We start from the raw sequence: 17,532 nt of genomic DNA, 5'->3' as shown, positions 1-17,532 counted from the left end.
GATCAGCTCTTTCTCACGAAACGACGGGGGCGGGGACGACGGTGTGCCCTCGTCGTCGCCAGGCCTCGGCCGCTTCGTCGGCCTTCTCGGTCGGAACCAGGATCCAGTCGGTCGGGTACGTCGAGAGGGAGAAGATGCTGATCCCGGCCTCGGCGATCGGGTCGAGCAGCCCGTGCAGGACGCCGGTCAGCGCGAAGTCGAGGGTGTCCGCGACCGCGAACGCGGTGAACGGTCCCTGCTTGACGACCTTGGCCGGGACCGACCGTCCGGCGCAGACGACCGTGGTCTCGGTCGCGGTGGCGATGACGGCGAACACCGAGGACGACTCCGCCCAGGCCGGCACGTCGGCGCCCGGGCCGAGCTGGGCCACGATGAGCTTCTCGGGGTACTGGTTCAGCGTGTAGGTGACGTCGCTCGAGGACTCGCTCACGGGGCCACCCCTACCGTCGACAGGCCGGTTGCCTCGGGCAGGCCGAGCGCCAGGTTCATGCACTGCACCGCCGCACCGGCGGTGCCCTTGGCGAGGTTGTCGACCGCGCCGATCACCACGGCCCGCCCGGCGTCCTCGTCGAGTGCGACCTGGAGGTGCACGCTGTTCGAGCCGTGCACGGCCTTGGTGGCCGGCCACTGGCCCTCGGGCAGCAGGTGCACGAACGGCTCGTCGGCGTACGCCTTGAGGTACGCCGTCCGCAGGTCCTCGAGCGTGACGCCCTCGGCCACCGGGGCCGTGCAGGTGGCCAGGATGCCGCGCGGCATCGGGGCCAGCAGCGGCGTGAAGCTGACCTTGACCGGCTGGTCGGTGAGTGTGCCGAGGTTCTGCACGATCTCCGGCCCGTGCCGGTGCACCCCGCCCACGCCGTACGCCGTCATGCTGCCCATCACCTCGCTGCCGAGCAGGTGCGGCTTGGCGGCCTTGCCGGCGCCGCTGGTGCCGGAGGCGGCGACCACCACGATGTCGCTGGTGTCGACCAGGCCCGCGACCACAGCCGGGGCCAGGGCCAGCGAGGAGACCGTCGGGTAGCAGCCCGGGACCGCGATCCGCCGGGCGCCGGTCAGCTGCGCCCGCTGACCGGGGAGCTCCGGGAGGCCGTAGGGCCAGGACCCGGCGTGGGGCGTGCCGTAGAACTTCTCCCAGACGCCCGGGTCGGTCAGCCGGTAGTCCGCGCCGCAGTCGATGATCACCACGTCCTCGCCCAGGGCGGCGGCGTACTGGGCCGACTGCCCGTGTGGGAGCGCGAGGAAGACGACGTCGTGACCGCTGAGCACCTCGACGGTGGTGTCCTCCAGGACGCGGTCCGCGAGCGGCACCAGGTGCGGCTGCAGCGAACCGAGGGTCTCACCGGCGTTGGCACCGGCGGTGAGCGCGCCGATCTGCACCTCGGGGTGGCCCAGGAGCAGCCGCAGCACCTCGCCACCGGCGTACCCGCTGGCGCCGGCGACGGCGACGGAAATCGGACTCATGTGCATGACTATACAGAGTTATGCATGTTTGCGCGAGGCGGTTCGCTCCCGCGCTGGACGCCTGCTCGACCCTAGAATTTTCCCATGGCCGGCAGTCACCGAGCAGAAGCGCCTCCGCGGCGCACCGGTCGGCTCGGACGCACCCTCGGGATCGCGGCGATCGTCGCGGTGGTGATCGGCGGCGGCTACGCGCTGAACCGCGCCCGTCAGGACGACCCTGACCCGGGCGGCTCGAGTGCGACCCCTCCGGCCTCGCAGACGCCGACGGCGCTGCCGACGGTGACGTTGACCCCGACGCCGACACCGACACCGACCGCGACTCCCACCCGGACCAGGACCCCCAAGCCGCTCCCCCGGGTCAAGGCGTCCGCCCCGAAGCGGCTGGTGGTCAGCGGTGTCCTCGACGTCGGCTTCGACAGCACGGTGTCCCCGAAGAACGGCGTCCTCACGCCCCTGTCCACCGCCGAGATCGCCCGCTGGGGCGGACGCGGTGTCCCGGGCAGCCCCAGCAGCGACACCGTGTTCCTGATCGGCAAGGTCTCTTCCGGCGGCGCCTTCGAGAAGCTGCCCGACCTGCACCGCGGAGCCCAGATCACGCTGCGCACCCAGACCGGGGTGCTCACCTACACGGTGCACACGGTCGTCGGGCACAAGGCGACCGGGCTGACCAAGGACTCCACGTTCACCCAACGCGTCCCGGGCAGGCTGCAGCTCGTCGGGATCCGCTACGACCGTTCGGGCGACCGCACCGGGACGGTCGTCCTCGTCACCGCGCAGCTCACCGGAGCACGCAGGACGTCCTGATCGCTGCCGATCAGCGCTGGACGGCTCCGTGCCGCTCGGCGGCCAGCGCCACCGCGGCAGCCCGGGCCTCGCCGGTCTCCGCCTCGGTCAGCGTCCGGTCGGGAGCCCGGAAGCGCAGGGCGAACGCCAGCGACTTCTGACCCGCGCCCACCTGCTCGCCCGTGTAGACGTCGAAGAGGCGGACGGACTCGCAGAGCGGGCCGGCACCCTCGCGCAGGGTCGCGGCCACGTCCTCGGACGCGACCTCGACCGCGACCTGAAGCGCGACGTCCTCCTTCGCCACCGGGAACGTCGAGAACTCCGGAGCCGGGGCCACCGCGACCGCGAGCTCGAGCAGCGCGCTCAGGTCGATCTCGGCGACCGCCGTCCGCGCCGGGACGCCCAGCGCCTTGCAGACCCGCGGGTGCAGCTCCCCCGCGTGGCCGAGGGAACGTCCGCCGGCGAACACCTCCGCACATCGGCCCGGGTGCCACGGCTGGGCCGACCCGGTGCGGATCTCGACCTCGACGCCGAGCGCCGCGGCGACTTCCCGCACGGTCTCGATCGGGTCGCTCCAGCTGACCGGACGACCCCCGCCCCACCAGCCGGCCGGGTCGCGGTCACCGGTGAGCGCCAGGGCCAGGTGCAGCGGCTGGTCGGGCAACGCCTTGTTCAGGTCGTCCCACTCGCCCTCGGTCGGGCGTCGGTCGACGGGCAGGATCGGCGAGGCGATGCCGACGTGCGGCAACGTCACCGTCGCGGCCTCGAAGATCGCCACGTCGGTGGTGCCGCGCCCGACGTTGCGGGCCAGCGTCTCCAGGACCCCCGGCAGCAGCGTGGTGGTCATCAGCGGCGCCTCGGCGGACAACGGGTTCGCGAGCCGCAGGGCGGTCCGGCGTACGTCGTCGGCGCCGAGCTCGAGGGTGTCGAACGCCTCCGGGCCGACGAACGGGAAGGTCAGCACCTCGACGTACCCGGCTCCGGCCAGGGTCCGGCCGACGCGACGGCGCAGCTGCTGACCCTGGGTCAGACCACGTCCGGCCGGGGCCGGCGGCAGCACCGACGGCACGTTCTCGTAGCCGACGATCCGGGCCACTTCCTCGACCAGGTCGAACGGGTCGGAGATGTCGCGGCGCCACGGCGGCGGGACCACGACGAGCGTCTCGTCCCCGTCGACGTTGCAGCCGATCGCGGTCAGGTTCTCGATGACGGTGGCCGGCTCGATGTCCATCCCGGTGATCCGGGCCGGCAGGCTGGCCGGGATCGTGACGACCGGGCTGGTCGGCGCGGTCCCGACCTTGGTCACGCCGGGACCTGCGGTGCCGCCGCCGTGCTCGACGAGCAGCTCGACGACCCGGTCGGCCGCGGCCTCGGGGATCGTCGGGTCGACGCCGCGCTCGTTGCGCTTGCCGGCCTCCGAGGAGAGCTTGTGGCGCTTGCCGGTGCGGAACATCGACACCGGGTCCCAGGAGGCGACCTCGACCATGATGTTCGTGGTGGCGTCCGACATCTCGGTGGTCGCGCCGCCCATGACACCGCCGAGCCCGATCGGGCCGGAGTCGTCGACGACGACCAGGTCGCCGGCGTCCAGGGTCCGCTCGACGTCGTCGAGGGTGGTCAGCTTCTCCCCCGGCGTCGCCCGGCGGACCCGGACGGTGCCCTGCAGCTTGTCGGCGTCGTAGCCGTGGATCGGGTGGCCCATCTCGAGCATCACGTAGTTGGTGACGTCGACCGCCAGCGAGATCGGTCGCATCCCGGCCAGCTGGATCCGTCGCGCCATCCAGCGCGGGGTCGATGCGGTCGGGTCGAACCCGGAGACGGTGCGGGCCACGAAGACCGGGCAGCCCTCGAGGTCGTCGATCTCGACCGGGTAGCCCTCACCGTTCGGCGCGGGCACGTTGCGCGCCGCCGGATCGGTGAACATCGCGCCGGTGGCCAGCGCGGCCTCGCGGGAGACGCCGCGCAGCGAGAGCGCGTAGGCGCGGTCGGGGTTGATCTCGAACTCGATGACGTCGTCGTCGAGCAGCAGGTACTCGCGCACGCTGTCGCCGGGCTCGCCGGCGTCGGCCGGCAGCACGATGATCCCCGAGTGGTCGTCACCCAGGCCCAGCTCCTTGGCGGAGCAGATCATGCCCGCGGAGAGGTGCCCGTAGGTCTTCCGCTCGGAGATCTCGAAACCACCCGGCAGAACGCCGCCCGGCAGCACCACGACGACCAGGTCGCCGGGCGCGAAGTTGTGGGCACCGCAGACGATCCCCTGCGGCTGCCCGGTGCCGTTGGCTGCGCCGACGTCGACCGTGCACCAGTTGATCGTCTTGCCGTTCTTCTGCGGCTCGGGGTCCATGGTCAGGACGCGGCCGACCACCAGGGGTCCGGTCACGTCGGCACCGGGCTTCTCGAGCGCCTCGAGCTTGAGGCCGAGCGCAGTCAGGCGCGCGGCGAGGTCCTCGACGGACACGTCAGCCGGCAGGTCGACGTACTCACGGATCCAGGAAACAGGGGCCTTCATCGCTCAGATCTCCGTTCCGAAGGCGCGGGAGAAGCGGACGTCACCCTCGAAGAAGGACCGCAGGTCCTCCACCCCGTGGCGGAACATCAGCGTCCGGTCGATGCCCATGCCGAAGGCGAAGCCGGTGTAGCGCTCCGGGTCGACCCCGCAGGCGACCAGCACCCGCGGGTTCACCACACCGCAGCCGCCCCACTCGATCCAGCCCTCGCCGCGACAGGTCCTGCAGGTGGCGTCTCCGGTCTCGTTCAGCCCCGAGCCCCGGCAGACGAAGCAGATCAGGTCGACCTCGGCGCTCGGCTCGGTGAAGGGGAAGTACGACGGCCGGAACCGGGTCGTGATGCCCTCACCGAAGGTGGCCTGCGCGAAGTGGTCCAGGGAGCCCTTGAGGTGCGCCATCGTGATGCCCTCGTCGATCACCAGGCCCTCGACCTGGTGGAACATCGGGCTGTGGGTGGCGTCGTACTCGTCGGTGCGGAAGACCCGCCCCGGGCAGACGACGTAGATCGGCGGCGTACGGGTCAGCATCGTGCGCGCCTGCACCGGCGAGGTGTGGGTCCGCAGCACGACGTGGTTCTCGGCGGGCTCGGTCCAGAAGGTGTCCTGCATGGTGCGGGCCGGGTGGTCGGCACCCAGGTTGAGGGCGTCGAAGTTGAGCCACTCCGCCTCGACGAGCGGACCCTCGGCCACCTCCCAGCCCATCGCCACGAACGTGTCGGCGATGCGCTCGGACATCGTGGTGATCGGGTGCCGGGCGCCGCGCGAGCGCCGGTCCCAGGGCAGCGTGACGTCGACGGTCTCGGTGAGCAGCATCTGCTCCTCGGCCGCTTCCTCGAGGACCTCCTGGCGGGCCGCCAGCGCCTGGTTCACCGCGCCGCGGGCCTGGCCCACGCGCATGCCGACGTCCTTGCGGGCCTGGGGCGGCAGCGCGCCGATCTCGCGGTTGGCGAGCCCGAGCGGCGAACGGTCCCCGGCGTGGTCGCTGCGGACCTGCTTGAGGGCCTCCAGGTCGGCGGCCGCCTCGATGGCCGCCAGCGCCTCGTCGCGCATCGCAAAGACCTGCTCCTCCCCGAGCGGGGTCACCTGCACAGGGTCGTAGGAGCTGTTCGGTCCGGACACGTCAAAGGCCTCTCACATCGGGGTGTTCGCGGGATGAGTCTAGGGAGCGGAGCACCGCACCCACGAACCGGATACGGTCGGTCGCTCCGCTCCCCCGTGGCTGCGCCGTCAGGTTCGCGGGTCCGCGGACGGCCAGTCGACGGTGATCCGGGCTCCCCCGCCGGGCGCGTCGCCGATCCGCAGCTCGCCGCCGTGCACCCGGACCAGGCCGTTGACGATGTACATGCCCAGGCCCGAGCCGCCCCGCACGCCGTGCTTCCAGAACTTGGTGAAGACCCGGGAGCGGAGCGCCTCGGGGATGCCCTCGCCCTGGTCGTCGACGGTCAGCCGCAACCCGCTGGCGGTGTTCTCCAGGTGCACCCGGACCGTGCCCTCCCCGTGCCGGACGGCGTTGTCGACCAGGTTGGTGACGACCTGCACGAACTTGTCCGGGTCGGCGAACACCGGGTGCTCCCCGTCCTCGGCATCCAGGAGCACCGAACGACTGGTCCCCGTCTGCACCGAGGCGATCACCCGCTCGATCACCCCGGTCGCGTCGAGCTCGCGCCGGTAGAGCGGCAGCCGGCCGGTGTCGATCCGGGCCACGTCGAGCAGCTCGGTGATCAGCCGCGAGAGCCGCTCGGCATCGGTGCTGACCGTGGTCAGCATCAGCTTCTTCTGCTCATCGTTGAGCCGGTCCCACTTGCTCAGCAACGTCGTCACGAAGCCCTTGACGCCGGTCAGCGGCGAGCGCAGCTCGTGGGCGACGGTGGCGACCAGGTCGGAACGCTCCCGGTCGAGCCGGGCACGGCCCCGCCCGGACCGGAGCACCAGGGCGACCCGGTCGACGGTGCCGTTCGGGGCGCTGCGCAGCAGCCGCGTGGTGACCAGCACCTCGGACCCGTCGGGCAGCAACCACGACTGCTCCGGTACGCCGGACCGGGTGCCCAGACCCTCGAACGGGCGGACCACGCTGAACCAGTCGGCCGCGTCCTGGTCCTGGAGCGGAACGGCGGCTGCCAGGTCGGCACCCACGTGGGCCGCGTCGCCGAGCATCTCGCGGGCACCGGCGTTGACGAGCAGCACGACACCGTTCCCGTCGGCGATGACCACGCCGTCCGGGAGGGCGTCCCAGAGCCCCGCGTCCCGCTCGTCCACGTTCGCCACCCTAGGGCCTGACGGCCTCGAAGCCGTGGCTCAGAGTGCGCCGTACCGGATCAGGAAGGCGGTGTCCGGGTTGATGTCGCCGTCCGGGTCGGGCACGGGACGGGTCTCCTGCTCGGCGATCGTGTCCTCGAGCCGGACGGGCTCGGGCAGGTGCCGGTAGTCCGGGCGCGTTCGGGGCTCGGTGGGCTCAGCCATCACCGGACCTCTTCCGCGCGGTCGCGGTCAGCCCGACGCCCGCGATGATCGCCCCGACGGCGGCCACCACCGGTCCGACGACGGCCCAGAGGGTCTCGTCGGTCATCGAGCTGCCGTGCAGCCACCCGATGCCCTGGGCGAACCAGACGCACCCGACCAGGACCATCACCAGGCCCAACGGGGTGATCAGGGAACCCTTCATCCCTCCACGGTGCCACGCACCTGGGCGGAGGCATAGAGGCACACGGCCGCGGCGGTCGAGAGGTTCAGGCTCTCGGCGCGGCCCAGGATCGGGATCGCGACCCGCGCGTCGGCCGCGGCGGCGATCTCCTCGGGCAGGCCCCAGGCCTCGTTCCCGAACAGCCAGGCGACCGGGCCGTCGAACAGCTCGCCGGCCGAGAACAGGTCGGTCTCGCCGGCGCCGTCAGCGGCCAGCACCCGGTAACCGGCGGCCTGCGCCGCCCGCACCGCCTCGAGCACCGGGACGCCGGTGGTCAGCGGCAGGTGGAAGAGCGAGCCGACGCTGGCCCGCACGGTCTTGTCGTTGTACGGGTCGACGCTGCTGCCGGCCAGGACCACGCCGTCCGCGCCCACGGCGTCGGCGGTCCGGATGATGGTGCCCGCGTTGCCCGGGTCACGGACGTCCGCGCAGATCACCAGCAACGAGCCGGCCAGAGCGGCTTCCAGCGGCCGGTCGACGAACCGGCAGACGGCCACCAGCCCCTGCGGGCTGACCGCACCGGAGAGCGAGGCGACAGCACGGTCGTCAGCGAGCTGGACCGGCACCTTGAGGCCATCGAGCAGCGCAGCGTGCTCGGTCCGGGCGTCGGCGGTCACGAACACCTCGACCAGGCACCCGGGAACCGCGGCTGCCTCGGCGACGGCCTTCCAGCCCTCGGCAAGGAAAAGCCGCCGCTCGGTACGGACCGAGCGGCGGCTGAGCTTCCGTGCCTCCTTGACGCGGGCGTTGCCCGCCGCCAGAGGGGAAACCATCAGGGTCAGGCGTTGACCGGAGCGTTGACGTCCTCGGGCAGCGCGGCCTGGGCGACCTCGACGAGGGCGGCGAAGGCGGCGGTGTCCGTGACAGCCAGGTCCGCGAGGATCTTCCGGTCGACCTCGACGCCCGCCAGGGTCAGACCCTGGATGAAGCGGTTGTAGGTCATCCCGTTCTCACGGGCACCGGCGTTGATCCGCTGGATCCAGAGCTTGCGGAACTCGCCCTTCTTCTTGCGGCGGTCGTTGTAGCTGTAGACCAGCGAGTGGGTGACCTGCTCCTTGGCCTTGCGGTACAGGCGCGAACGCTGACCGCGGTAGCCGGAGGCCCGCTCGAGGACGACCCGGCGCTTCTTCTGGGCGTTTACCGCCCGCTTGACGCGTGCCATGTTGTGTTACTCCTTCAAATTCCGGGTGGGGCTCAGAGACCGAGCAGCTTCTTGGCGCGGGGGACGTCGGCCTTGGCGACCTCGTCGGTGCCCGAGAGGCGGCGCGTCAGCTTGGAGGGCTTCTTCTCCAGGTTGTGGCGCATGCCAGCCTTCTGGCGCCGGATCTTGCCGGACCCGGTGACCCGGAACCGCTTGCTGGCTCCGGAGTGCGTCTTGTTCTTCGGCATCTGTCTTCCTTCTTCTCAGGCTTCGATCTCGGGATCGAGGTTCTCTGAACGCTTGCGGACCTTCTTCTGGGCGGCCGGCCCGGTGTGTGCTGCCTTGATCTCGGCGTCCACCGCGGCCTGCTCGGCTGCCTTCTCGGCGGCGGCCTCGACCTTCTCGGCCTTCACCTCGGCCTTGGCCTCGGCCTTCTTCTTGTGCGGGCCCAGAACCATGATCATGTTGCGGCCGTCCTGCTTGGGCGACGACTCCACGAAGCCCAGCTCGGTGACGTCCTCGGCCAGCTTCTGCAGCAACCGGAACCCGAGCTCGGGGCGGTGCTGCTCGCGGCCGCGGAACATGATCGTGATCTTGACCTTGTCGCCCTGGCGGAGGAACCGCACGACGTGACCCTTCTTGGTCTCGTAGTCGTGCGAGTCGATCTTGGGGCGGAGCTTCATCTCCTTGATGACGACGTTCGTCTGGTTCCGGCGAGCCTCACGGGCCTTCTGGGCGTTCTCGTACTTGAACTTCCCGTAGTCCATGAGCTTGCAGACCGGCGGGCGTCCCTGGGGAGCGATCTCGACGAGGTCGAGGTCGGCTTCCTGGGCAAGCTTGAGCGCCTGGTCGGTCGGCACGATGCCGACGGTCTCGCCGTTGGGGCCAACGAGACGGACCTCGGGTACCCGGATCCGGTCGTTGATGCGCAGCTCGGTGCTGATGTGTCCTCCTGGGTCGGATTTCTCTTCACGACCACCCGGGTCACCCCTCAAGCAAGAAGGGCCTCCGCGCCGACGCACGGAAGCCCCTGGAACCACGGCACGAAGCACGCTTCGCGCCGTTGGACCGGACCCGACGACCTGTGCCCTGGTTGTCCTGAGCGGCGGTCGATGCGGGTGGGAGGAGGCCTCCACTTGTCGGATCGGCTCCCCCGGATTGCTCCGCGGACGCCGATCGGTCGTTCACAAGGGTACAGGCTCCCCGCCCACGAGTCACATCGAGCGCGTCCAGCCCCACCCGGTGCCCTGCTCCGCCTGCACCTGCTGCAGCACCAGACCCTCGGCCAGGGAGCGCAATTCCGGACCTTCCACCGCGAACAGGACCGGTCCGGCGATGTCGAGGACGATCGCGTCCGCGCCGTCCTGGATCGCCGAGAGCGCGGCCTTGCGCAGCGTCACCGCGACCGGCCGGGCTTCGGGGTTCCAGGCGGTGAGGCTGGCCGTGGAGGTGAACGAGAGCAGCGCCGTGCGCCCGTCGCGGCCGGTGATCAGCACCGTGGCCATGTCGCTGGTCTTGTCGTGAGCCAGCCCGTTCTCGTCGTACTCGACCTCGCCGAGCACCGCCACCACCGGCACCAGCACCCGGCTGTCCTGCAGCAGGGCCAGGGTCGGGGCGTGCAGGGCGTCCGGGTCCGCGTCGTACGCCGCCAGCGCGTCGGCGATCCCGGCCGGAGCGTTCCCGTCGTCGTCGGCGAAGCCGGGGTCGGGGATCACGCGTTCGAGGGGCACGGACCCCATCCTCCCAAACCGGGCGGTCCCCCTAGGCTGGGGGCCGTGACGCAGAAGTCGACCCCGACCCCGCGCAGCGCCGCCCGGGCCCGGCTGGCCCAGCGCCTGGCCGTCGCCGTGAACGCCCTCGAGGACCCGGCGACCCCGATGGTCGTCGTCGACGTGGACGCGTTCGACGCCAATGCCGACGACCTGCGCCGCCGCGCCGGCGGCACCCCGATCCGGGTCGCGTCGAAGTCGCTCCGCGTCCCGGCTCTGATCGAGCGGGCGCTGGCCACCCCCGGCTACGCCGGTGTGCTCGGCTACACGCTGCGTGAGGCGCTCTGGCTGGTCGCGAACAAGGTCACCGCGGACGTCGTGGTCGCCTACCCCACCGTCGACCGCGGCGCCGTACGCCGACTGCTCGCCGATGCCTCGGCCCGGTCCGCGATCACGCTGATGGTCGACGACGTGGCGCACCTGGACCTGATCGACACCTGCCGCAAACCCGGGACCCACGAGGACGTCCGGGTCGCGCTCGACATCGACGCCGGGCTTCGCCTGGGCCGCGGGCACGTCGGCCCCAAGCGTTCCCCGCTGCACGACCCCGCCGAGGTGCTGGGCTTCGCCCGCCAGGTGCTGGCCCGGCCCGGTTTCCGGCTGGTCGGCGTGATGACCTACGAGGGCCAGGTCGCCGGTGTCCAGGACGACGTCCCGGGTCAGCGCGCGAAGTCGGCGGTCATCCGCCGGCTCAAGGACGCCTCGATGACCCAGCTCGCCGAGCGCCGCGGTGCCATCGCCGCGGGCCTGCGGCCCCTGGTCGACCTGGAGTTCTGGAACGCCGGCGGTTCCGGCAGCATCGCCGCGACCGCTGCTGATGCCGCCGTCACCGAGATCGCCGCGGGCTCGGGCCTGCTGGTGCCGACCCTGTTCGACCACTACCAGAGCTTCGCTCCCCGGCCGGCAGCGTTCTTCGGCGTTCCGGTGGTGCGGCGACCGTCGGAAACCATCGCCACCGTCGCCGGTGGCGGTTTCATCGCGAGCGGAGCCGCCGGCAAGGACCGCCTGCCCACTCCCTGGGCTCCCGACGGTCTCCACCTGACCAACCTCGAGGGCGCCGGAGAGGTGCAGACCCCGCTGAGCGGGCCGGGTGCGGCCTCCCTGCGCGTCGGCGACTGGGTCTGGTTCCGGCACGCCAAGTCGGGCGAGCTCGCCGAGCACACCAATCAGGTGCACCTGGTCTCGGGCGAGGCCGTGGTGTCCTCGGTGCCGACGTACCGGGGCCTGGGCCTGTCCTGGTGACCGCTCCGAGCCTTGCCGCGGCCCAGGTCGCCGAGCACGTGAACAGCCGCCCCGCCACCCTCGGCGCCGGGAAGCTGATCTGCATCGACGGCCCGTCCGGGTCGGGCAAGACGACGCTGGCGGATCGCCTGGTCCGCCTGGTGCCCGCGACCGTGGTGCACACCGACCAGCTCTGCCCGGGCTGGGACGGACTTCCTGCGGTGCCGGCGATCCTGTCGACGCTGCTCACGCCGCTGGCCGAGGGACGCACCGGCCGGTTCCGCGAGTGGGACTGGATCCGCGACAGGCTCGCCGAGACCGTGGAGGTCGACCCCGCCCCGGTGCTGCTCATCGAGGGTCTGGGCGCCGGCGCCCGGTCGATCGCCGGCTGGACGACCACCCTGGTCTGGGTCGACGCCGAGGTGGGCCAGCGCAGGACGCGCGCCTTCGAGCGCGACGGCGACTACTTCCGCGACCAGTGGGCCGGGTGGGCGGCGGCGGAGGATGCCTACTTCAGCGCCGAGCAGGTCCGCGAGCGCGCCGACCTGTCCTTCCGCACCGGCTGAGGGCCTACTCGGGCCGCTCGATCTTCGTGTTCTCGGCGATCAGCCGACGCAGGTTCACGACGGCCTGCTTCGCCCGGTCACCGTCGGACCCTTGGATCGCCAGTGCCGAGATCGAGGTGCCGTCGGACAGGTCGATCCCGGCCCAGGGCGCCCCCCGACGCAGGTTGACCGCGACCAGCTGCGACCAGGCGTACTCGCGACGGCGGTACCCGTTGACCACCACGATGCCGTGCTCGTCGGCGCTGACCCGGCAGCGCATCAGCGCGAACCAGACGCCGAGCGCGATCAGCCCGAGGAAGACCAGGGTGCCCTCCTGGAAGACGGTGAACTTCCCGCGGATCTCCGCGCCGAGCGCGAACCAGACCGTGGTCACCATGGCGAGCAGCATCGCGCCGAGGACCCCGCCCATCATCCGCGCGCCGAACGGCCGCCAGGTGTGCGGCAGCGTGACCGGCTTGTCGCTCACGCGTCCACCTCCACGGCCGGCATCACAGCCGGCAGGCGTGGATGTCGGTGAGCAGGATCGCGCGGGCGCCGATCTCGTACAGGTCGTCCATCAGCTGCTGGGCGCCGGCGCGCGGAACCATCGAGCGGACCGCGACCCAGCCCTCGCGATGCAGCGGTGAGATCGTCGGACCCTCGAGACCGGGGGTCAGCTTGATCGCCTCCTCCAGCCGGTCGCTGGGGATGTCGTAGTCCATCATCAGGTACGACCGGGCGACCAGGACTCCCTCGAGCCGGCGCCGGAAGGTGGTCAGCCCCTTGGGCTCGGCACCCTCGCGGCTGATCAGCACCGCCTCGGACTCCATGATCACGTCGCCGACGATCACCAGGCCGGCCTGCTTGAGGGTGCTTCCGGTCTCGACCACGTCGGCGATCGCGTCCGCGACGCCGAGCTGGATGCTGGTCTCCACCGCGCCGTCCAGGTGCACGACGCGGGCGTCGATCCCCTGCTCGGCCAGGTAGCGCTCGACCACCCCGACGTACGAGGTTGCGATCCGCTTGCCGGTCAGGTCGGCCAGGGTGTCGAGCTCCCCCGGCCGGGCCGCGAAGCGGAAGTTCGAGCGACCGAAGCCGAGCTGCATCGCCTCGACGGCGGCCGAGCCGGAGTCGAGCAGCAGGTCACGGCCGGTGATGCCGATGTCGAGGGTGCCCTCACCGACGTACAGCGCGATGTCGCGCGGGCGCAGGTAGAAGAACTCGACGCCGTTGGCCGCGTCGAGGAGCGTGAGCTCCTTGGAGTCCGAGCGCTGCCGGTAGCCGGCTTCACGGAGCATGTTCGAGGCCGCGTCGGACAGCGAGCCCTTGTTGGGCAGCGCGACCCGGAGCAGGCCGCCGTTGCTGCCGCCGTTGGTTGAGCCTGTTCCCGCGGTGGTTGAGCTTGTTCCCGCGTTGGTTGAGCTTGTCGAAACCATCAGAAGTCCTAGAGGTGGGCGTAGACGTCGTCGAGCGAGATTCCGGCGGCGAGCATCAGGCACTGCGCGTGGTACAGCAGCTGGCTGATCTCCTCGGCCGCCCGCTCATGGCCCTCGTGCTCGGCCGCCATCCAGGACTCGGCGGCCTCCTCCACCAGCTTCTTGCCGATGAAGTGCACGCCGGCGTCCAGCGCCGCCACGGTGCCGGAGCCCTCGGGACGCGCCTCAGCCTTCTGGCTGAGCTCGGCCCACAGCTCTTCGAACGTCTTCACGGAAGACAAGCCTAGTGGGCGGCGCGACCGGTTTTGCCGCCGGTCTCACCACGTCTCGACAAGCTCGACGAACAACAGGTCAGCCGCCGAGATGCTCGCGGCGGCGGATCTTGCGCAGCGTGATCGCGGTCTGCAGCGCCGCGGAGGTGGCCTCGTAGCCCTTGTCCTCCTTCGAGCCGTCCAAGCCGGCCCGGTCCAGCGCCTGCTCCTCGTTGTCGCAGGTGAGCAGCCCGAAGCCGATCGGGATCCCGTGGTCGAGCGCGACCCGGTTGAGGCCGTCGGTCGCCGCGGAGGAGACGTACTCGAAGTGCGGGGTGCCGCCGCGGATGATCACACCCAGGGCGATCACCGCGTCGAAGCCCTGCTTGGCCAGGGCGTCGGCGACCACCGGCAGCTCGAAGGAGCCCGGGACCCGGACCACCACCGGCTGCTCGACCTGGTGCCGCTTGAGCGCGTCCAGGGTGCCCTCCAGCAGGCCGTTCATGACCTTCTCGTGCCAGCTGGCCGCAACCACCGCGACCCGCAGGTCGTGGCAGTCGAACGGACGGTCGGTGGGGCTGCCTTCGCCGCTCACGGCGTGACTCCTGTCGTCAGGTCCGGGAGGTCGTGACCCATCCGGTCACGCTTGGTCCGAAGGTAGGCGATGTTGTGGTCGTTCGGCCGCGGCGTCAGCCCGACCTGCTCGACGACGGGGATCCCGTACGACGACAGGCTCGAGGTCTTGTCCGGGTTGTTGGTCAGCAGCCGGACCGAGGTCACCCCGAGGTCGCGCAGGATCTGGGTCGCGGCACCGTAGTGGCGGGCGTCCGCGGGCAGGCCGAGGTCGAGGTTGGCGTCGACCGTGTCCCGACCGCCGTCCTGCAGCTGGTAGGCCTGCAGCTTCGCCAGCAGCCCGATCCCCCGGCCCTCGTGGCCGCGCAGGTAGATCACCACGCCCCGGCCCTCGGCGGCGACCCGGTCCAGAGCCTCGTCGAGCTGCGGCCCGCAGTCGCAGCGGGAGGACCCGAAGACGTCGCCGGTCAGGCACTCGCTGTGCACCCGGGTCAGCACCGGCTCGCCGTTGCGCAGCTCGGCCGGGTCCCCGAAGACCAGCGCCATGTGCTCGGAGTCGTCGACCGTGATCCGGTACCCGAAGGCGGTGAAGTCGCCGTGCGCCGTGGGCAGCCGGGTCTCGGCGACCCGCTCCACGTGCTGCTCGGTCCGGCGTCGGTAGTGCACCATCTGCTCGATCGAGATCATCTTGAGGCCGTGCTCGTCGGCGAAGGCCCGCAGCTCGGGGCCGCGCTTCATGGTGCCGTCGTCGTTCACGACCTCGACGAGCACGCCGGCGGGAGTCAGCCCGGCCATCCGAGCCAGGTCGACGGCCGCCTCGGTGTGGCCGCGACGGACCAGCACGCCGCCCTCGCGGTAGCGCAGCGGGAAGACGTGGCCGGGACGGGTGATCTCCCAAGGCTCGGTGGCAGAGTCGGCCAGCACCCGGGCGGTGTGCGCCCGGTCAGCGGCCGAGATGCCGGTGGAGACGCCGTCGCGGGCGTCGACCGAGATCGTGTACGCCGTGCGCAGCTTGTCCTTGTTGTGCGGCGTCATCAGCGGGATCTCGAGGCGGTCGAGCATGTCGGCGGGCATCGGCACGCAGATCACGCCCGAGGAGTGCCGGATGGTGAACGCCATCAGCTCGGGGGTCGCCTTCGCAGCAGCGAAGATGATGTCGCCCTCGTTCTCACGGTCCTCGTCGTCGACGACGACCACGGCTCTGCCGGCGGCGATGTCGGCGATCGCCTCCTCGACGTCGTCCAGGCGGATGCCGACGTGCTGCCGGTCTGCGGGGTTGTTCTCAGTCATGTGCCTTCACCATCTTCTCGACGTACTTGGCGATCACGTCCACCTCGAGGTTGACGGGGTCGCCGGGTTGCTTGAAGCCCAGCGTCGTGCGGGCCAGGGTCTCGGGGATGAGGCTGACGGTGAACGACTCGGCGTCCACCTCGGCCACGGTCAGGCTGATGCCGTCGACAGTGATCGAGCCCTTGTCGACCAGGTAGCGGTTCAGCTCGAAGGGCAGCGAGATCTTCACCAGCTCCCAGTGCTCGCTCGGGGTGCGGGCCAGGATCTCGCCGGTGCCGTCGACGTGCCCCTGCACGATGTGCCCGCCCAGCCGGGTGGCCGGGGTGACGGCGCGCTCCAGGTTGACCCGGGTGCCGACCTTGAGGGCACCGAGCGAGGTGTGCGCGAGGGTCTGCAGCATCACGTCGGCGGTGAAGACGCCCTTCTTGCTCGTCACCACCGTCAGGCAGACGCCGTTGACGGCGATCGAGTCGCCGGCGCGGGCGTCGCTGGTCACGTCCGGTCCCTTCACCGAGAGGCGGACCGCCTCGTGCTGGGGCTCGATGTGCTCGACGCGACCGAGCTCCTCGACGATGCCGGTGAACATGTCAGGCCTTCTTCCGTGGAGTGGCGGTGATCCGGACGTTGTCGTCCAGGACGGTGATGTCGGTGACCTTCAGGTCCAGCGCTTCGGAGATCGATCCGATTCCCAGGTCCGCCACGGCGCTGGTGCCCGCGCCCAGCAGCTTCGGGGCGACGTAGGCGACGACCTCGTCGACGAGGCCGGCCGCAGCGAAGGCGGCGGCCACGGTCGGGCCACCCTCGAGGAACAGGTGCTGGCGACCGCGGGCGTGCAGCTCGGCGAGCACGGCCTTGGGCTCGCGGGTGCGCAGCTGGACGGTCTCGGCCAGGTCGTTGAGGACGCGGGCGTCGGCGGGGATGTCGCGGTCACCCATCACGACCCGCAGCGGCTGCAGCTCGCGCGCCAACGGTGCGTCGACGGCATCGCGGACGGTCAGCTCGGGGTCGTCGCGCAGCACGGTGCCGGTGCCGACCAGGATCGCGTCGCACTCGGCCCGCAGACGGTGGGTGTCGCGGCGAGCGGTCTCGTTCGAGATCCAGCGGCTCGAGCCGTCGGCGGCCGCGCTGCGCCCGTCCAGGCTGGTCGCGAACTTCCAGGTGACGAACGGCCGTCCGTGCTCCAGGGCGAACGTCCAGGCCCGGTTGAGGCGGCGTGCCTCGCGCTCCAGCAGCCCCAGCTCGACGGCCACGCCCGCTGCGCGCAGGGTCTCGGCTCCCCCGGCGGCAACCGGGTTGGGGTCGGGCTGGGCGAAGACCACGCGCGCGACACCGGCCTCGATGAGCGCCTGTGCGCACGGACCGGTGCGTCCGGTGTGGTTGCAGGGTTCCAGGGTGACGACGGCGGTGGCGCCCCGGGCCGACTCACCAGCGGCGGCGAGCGCGGCGGCCTCGGCGTGCGGGGTGCCGGCGCCGCGGTGGAAGCCCTCGGCGATCTCGGAACCGTCCGGAGCGAGCAGGACGCAGCCGACCCGCGGGTTCGGCCCCAGCGGGACGCCCGGCGTGGCAGCGAGCTCGAGGGCACGCCGCATGGCGCGCTCGAGGTTCTGCTGCTCGGTGCTCATGGTCCGCCTTCTCGTCTCAGGCTCACGGGCGCTGAGGAGAAGGGACGCACGGGCGCAGCCCGCGTTCGAAAACGCGTACTGACGACCCAGCGTGCAACTTCCCATCCGGACTCTCACCGTCGGTCCAGGAGTTTCACCTGGTCAACCGGCCACTGGCTGTGGTCGGGTCGCGGACTTTAACCGCCGGCTCGGACTTTCACCGATCCCAGTGCACGCGAGCTTTCACTCGTCAGGCATAAGCCTGCCACAACCCG

22 protein-coding genes and 1 riboswitch are annotated in these 17,532 nt (G+C 71.3%); of the genes, 3 read left to right on the top strand and 19 right to left on the bottom strand.

The annotated features are described in order from the left end of the window. Positions 1-13: 13 nt before the first annotated feature. The gene (locus tag EFL95_RS09615; RefSeq protein WP_183407119.1) at positions 14-430 is read right to left on the bottom strand and encodes an ACT domain-containing protein; all 417 of its coding nucleotides are present in this window, start codon (positions 428-430) and stop codon (positions 14-16) included. Further along, on the bottom strand, positions 427-1,467 hold the full coding sequence (gene argC / locus EFL95_RS09610) for an N-acetyl-gamma-glutamyl-phosphate reductase (RefSeq protein ID WP_123233760.1): 1,041 nt from the start codon (positions 1,465-1,467) through the stop codon (positions 427-429). The genes EFL95_RS09615 and argC overlap by 4 nt, the downstream gene beginning before the upstream one ends. Positions 1,468-1,545: 78 nt before the next feature. On the opposite strand from argC, the gene EFL95_RS19525 reads away from it, so the two are divergent. Further along, positions 1,546-2,265: a sortase family protein gene (locus EFL95_RS19525; protein ID WP_183407117.1), complete on the top strand. Its 720-nt coding sequence runs from the start codon at positions 1,546-1,548 to the stop codon at positions 2,263-2,265. Between the two features lie 10 nt (positions 2,266-2,275). Here EFL95_RS19525 and pheT read toward each other — a convergent pair whose 3' ends face one another. The 10 genes from pheT to EFL95_RS09555 all read right to left on the bottom strand — a co-directional run bounded on the left by pheT (position 2,276) and on the right by EFL95_RS09555 (position 10,310). Then, on the bottom strand, positions 2,276-4,753 hold the full coding sequence (pheT, locus tag EFL95_RS09595) for a phenylalanine--tRNA ligase subunit beta (protein ID WP_123233758.1): 2,478 nt from the start codon (positions 4,751-4,753) through the stop codon (positions 2,276-2,278). Positions 4,754-4,756: 3 nt separating this feature from the next. After that, on the bottom strand, positions 4,757-5,869 hold the full coding sequence (pheS, locus tag EFL95_RS09590; RefSeq protein WP_123233757.1) for a phenylalanine--tRNA ligase subunit alpha: 1,113 nt from the start codon (positions 5,867-5,869) through the stop codon (positions 4,757-4,759). 108 nt (positions 5,870-5,977) lie between these two features. After that, on the bottom strand, positions 5,978-7,006 hold the full coding sequence (locus EFL95_RS09585; RefSeq protein WP_123234899.1) for a sensor histidine kinase: 1,029 nt from the start codon (positions 7,004-7,006) through the stop codon (positions 5,978-5,980). A gap of 39 nt (positions 7,007-7,045) precedes the next feature. Further along, on the bottom strand, positions 7,046-7,210 hold the full coding sequence (locus EFL95_RS19520) for a hypothetical protein (RefSeq protein ID WP_183407116.1): 165 nt from the start codon (positions 7,208-7,210) through the stop codon (positions 7,046-7,048). Continuing rightward, on the bottom strand, positions 7,203-7,412 hold the full coding sequence (locus EFL95_RS09580) for a hypothetical protein (protein ID WP_123233756.1): 210 nt from the start codon (positions 7,410-7,412) through the stop codon (positions 7,203-7,205). Before EFL95_RS09580 ends, EFL95_RS19520 begins: the two co-directional genes overlap by 8 nt. Beyond that, complete coding sequence (locus EFL95_RS09575; RefSeq protein ID WP_123233755.1) at positions 7,409-8,203, bottom strand: TrmH family RNA methyltransferase; 795 nt, start codon at positions 8,201-8,203, stop codon at positions 7,409-7,411. Before EFL95_RS09575 ends, EFL95_RS09580 begins: the two co-directional genes overlap by 4 nt. Positions 8,204-8,208: 5 nt before the next feature. Next, complete coding sequence (gene rplT, locus EFL95_RS09570; protein ID WP_123233754.1) at positions 8,209-8,592, bottom strand: 50S ribosomal protein L20; 384 nt, start codon at positions 8,590-8,592, stop codon at positions 8,209-8,211. 32 nt (positions 8,593-8,624) lie between these two features. Next, positions 8,625-8,819 (bottom strand): 50S ribosomal protein L35, encoded by a 195-nt coding sequence (gene rpmI, locus EFL95_RS09565; protein ID WP_123233753.1) that lies wholly within the window; start codon positions 8,817-8,819, stop codon positions 8,625-8,627. 15 nt (positions 8,820-8,834) lie between these two features. Next, on the bottom strand, positions 8,835-9,566 hold the full coding sequence (gene infC / locus EFL95_RS09560) for a translation initiation factor IF-3 (protein ID WP_123233752.1): 732 nt from the start codon (positions 9,564-9,566) through the stop codon (positions 8,835-8,837). Positions 9,567-9,785: 219 nt separating this feature from the next. Then, the gene (locus EFL95_RS09555; protein ID WP_123233751.1) at positions 9,786-10,310 is read right to left on the bottom strand and encodes an SseB family protein; all 525 of its coding nucleotides are present in this window, start codon (positions 10,308-10,310) and stop codon (positions 9,786-9,788) included. Between the two features lie 36 nt (positions 10,311-10,346). On the opposite strand from EFL95_RS09555, the gene EFL95_RS09550 reads away from it, so the two are divergent. Next, a complete protein-coding gene (locus EFL95_RS09550; protein ID WP_246004881.1) occupies positions 10,347-11,582 on the top strand; it encodes an amino acid deaminase/aldolase in 1,236 nt (411 codons plus the stop codon). Next, positions 11,579-12,127, top strand: coding sequence for a nucleoside/nucleotide kinase family protein (locus EFL95_RS09545; protein WP_246004880.1), 549 nt, complete (start codon positions 11,579-11,581; stop codon positions 12,125-12,127). The genes EFL95_RS09550 and EFL95_RS09545 overlap by 4 nt, the downstream gene beginning before the upstream one ends. 4 nt (positions 12,128-12,131) lie before the next feature. Here the strand turns inward: EFL95_RS09545 and EFL95_RS09540 are convergent, their stop codons facing one another. The 7 genes from EFL95_RS09540 to ribD all read right to left on the bottom strand — a co-directional run bounded on the left by EFL95_RS09540 (position 12,132) and on the right by ribD (position 17,278). Then, complete coding sequence (locus tag EFL95_RS09540; RefSeq protein WP_246004879.1) at positions 12,132-12,593, bottom strand: PH domain-containing protein; 462 nt, start codon at positions 12,591-12,593, stop codon at positions 12,132-12,134. A 22-nt stretch (positions 12,594-12,615) separates the two neighbouring features. Continuing rightward, entirely contained in the window at positions 12,616-13,458 is an 843-nt protein-coding gene (hisG, locus tag EFL95_RS09535) for an ATP phosphoribosyltransferase (protein ID WP_123234895.1), read from the bottom strand. A gap of 92 nt (positions 13,459-13,550) precedes the next feature. Then, positions 13,551-13,814, bottom strand: coding sequence for a phosphoribosyl-ATP diphosphatase (locus EFL95_RS09530; RefSeq protein WP_123233750.1), 264 nt, complete (start codon positions 13,812-13,814; stop codon positions 13,551-13,553). Positions 13,815-13,893: 79 nt separating this feature from the next. Continuing rightward, positions 13,894-14,388 carry a 6,7-dimethyl-8-ribityllumazine synthase gene (ribH, locus tag EFL95_RS09525; protein WP_123233749.1) on the bottom strand — a complete coding sequence of 165 codons (495 nt, stop codon included), beginning with the start codon at positions 14,386-14,388 and terminating at the stop codon, positions 13,894-13,896. Then, positions 14,385-15,656 (bottom strand): bifunctional 3,4-dihydroxy-2-butanone-4-phosphate synthase/GTP cyclohydrolase II, encoded by a 1,272-nt coding sequence (locus EFL95_RS09520; protein WP_123233748.1) that lies wholly within the window; start codon positions 15,654-15,656, stop codon positions 14,385-14,387. The genes ribH and EFL95_RS09520 overlap by 4 nt, the downstream gene beginning before the upstream one ends. Further along, positions 15,649-16,242, bottom strand: coding sequence for a riboflavin synthase (locus EFL95_RS09515; protein WP_123233747.1), 594 nt, complete (start codon positions 16,240-16,242; stop codon positions 15,649-15,651). Before EFL95_RS09515 ends, EFL95_RS09520 begins: the two co-directional genes overlap by 8 nt. A gap of 1 nt (position 16,243) precedes the next feature. Continuing rightward, entirely contained in the window at positions 16,244-17,278 is a 1,035-nt protein-coding gene (gene ribD / locus EFL95_RS09510; RefSeq protein ID WP_246004878.1) for a bifunctional diaminohydroxyphosphoribosylaminopyrimidine deaminase/5-amino-6-(5-phosphoribosylamino)uracil reductase RibD, read from the bottom strand. Positions 17,279-17,365: 87 nt separating this feature from the next. After that, positions 17,366-17,496: riboswitch (FMN riboswitch) on the bottom strand. Positions 17,497-17,532 lie beyond the last annotated feature (36 nt).

Origin of the sequence: Nocardioides marmorisolisilvae, assembly GCF_003725775.1 — a bacterium.
Taxonomy (GTDB): domain Bacteria; phylum Actinomycetota; class Actinomycetes; order Propionibacteriales; family Nocardioidaceae; genus Marmoricola; species Marmoricola marmorisolisilvae.
This window is presented reverse-complemented; position numbering and strand designations above follow the sequence as displayed.

Coding starts and splice junctions, on each gene's coding strand:
- EFL95_RS09555 (WP_123233751.1), bottom strand. CDS start 10,310: ATGGGGTCCGTGCCCCTCGAACGCGTGATCCCCGACCCCGGCTTCGCC.
- pheT (WP_123233758.1), bottom strand. CDS start 4,753: ATGAAGGCCCCTGTTTCCTGGATCCGTGAGTACGTCGACCTGCCGGCT.
- rpmI (WP_123233753.1), bottom strand. CDS start 8,819: ATGCCGAAGAACAAGACGCACTCCGGAGCCAGCAAGCGGTTCCGGGTC.
- rplT (WP_123233754.1), bottom strand. CDS start 8,592: ATGGCACGCGTCAAGCGGGCGGTAAACGCCCAGAAGAAGCGCCGGGTC.
- argC (WP_123233760.1), bottom strand. CDS start 1,467: ATGCACATGAGTCCGATTTCCGTCGCCGTCGCCGGCGCCAGCGGGTAC.
- EFL95_RS09580 (WP_123233756.1), bottom strand. CDS start 7,412: ATGAAGGGTTCCCTGATCACCCCGTTGGGCCTGGTGATGGTCCTGGTC.
- EFL95_RS19525 (WP_183407117.1), top strand. CDS start 1,546: ATGGCCGGCAGTCACCGAGCAGAAGCGCCTCCGCGGCGCACCGGTCGG.
- EFL95_RS09520 (WP_123233748.1), bottom strand. CDS start 15,656: ATGACTGAGAACAACCCCGCAGACCGGCAGCACGTCGGCATCCGCCTG.
- EFL95_RS09575 (WP_123233755.1), bottom strand. CDS start 8,203: ATGGTTTCCCCTCTGGCGGCGGGCAACGCCCGCGTCAAGGAGGCACGG.
- ribD (WP_246004878.1), bottom strand. CDS start 17,278: ATGAGCACCGAGCAGCAGAACCTCGAGCGCGCCATGCGGCGTGCCCTC.
- EFL95_RS09515 (WP_123233747.1), bottom strand. CDS start 16,242: ATGTTCACCGGCATCGTCGAGGAGCTCGGTCGCGTCGAGCACATCGAG.
- EFL95_RS19520 (WP_183407116.1), bottom strand. CDS start 7,210: ATGGCTGAGCCCACCGAGCCCCGAACGCGCCCGGACTACCGGCACCTG.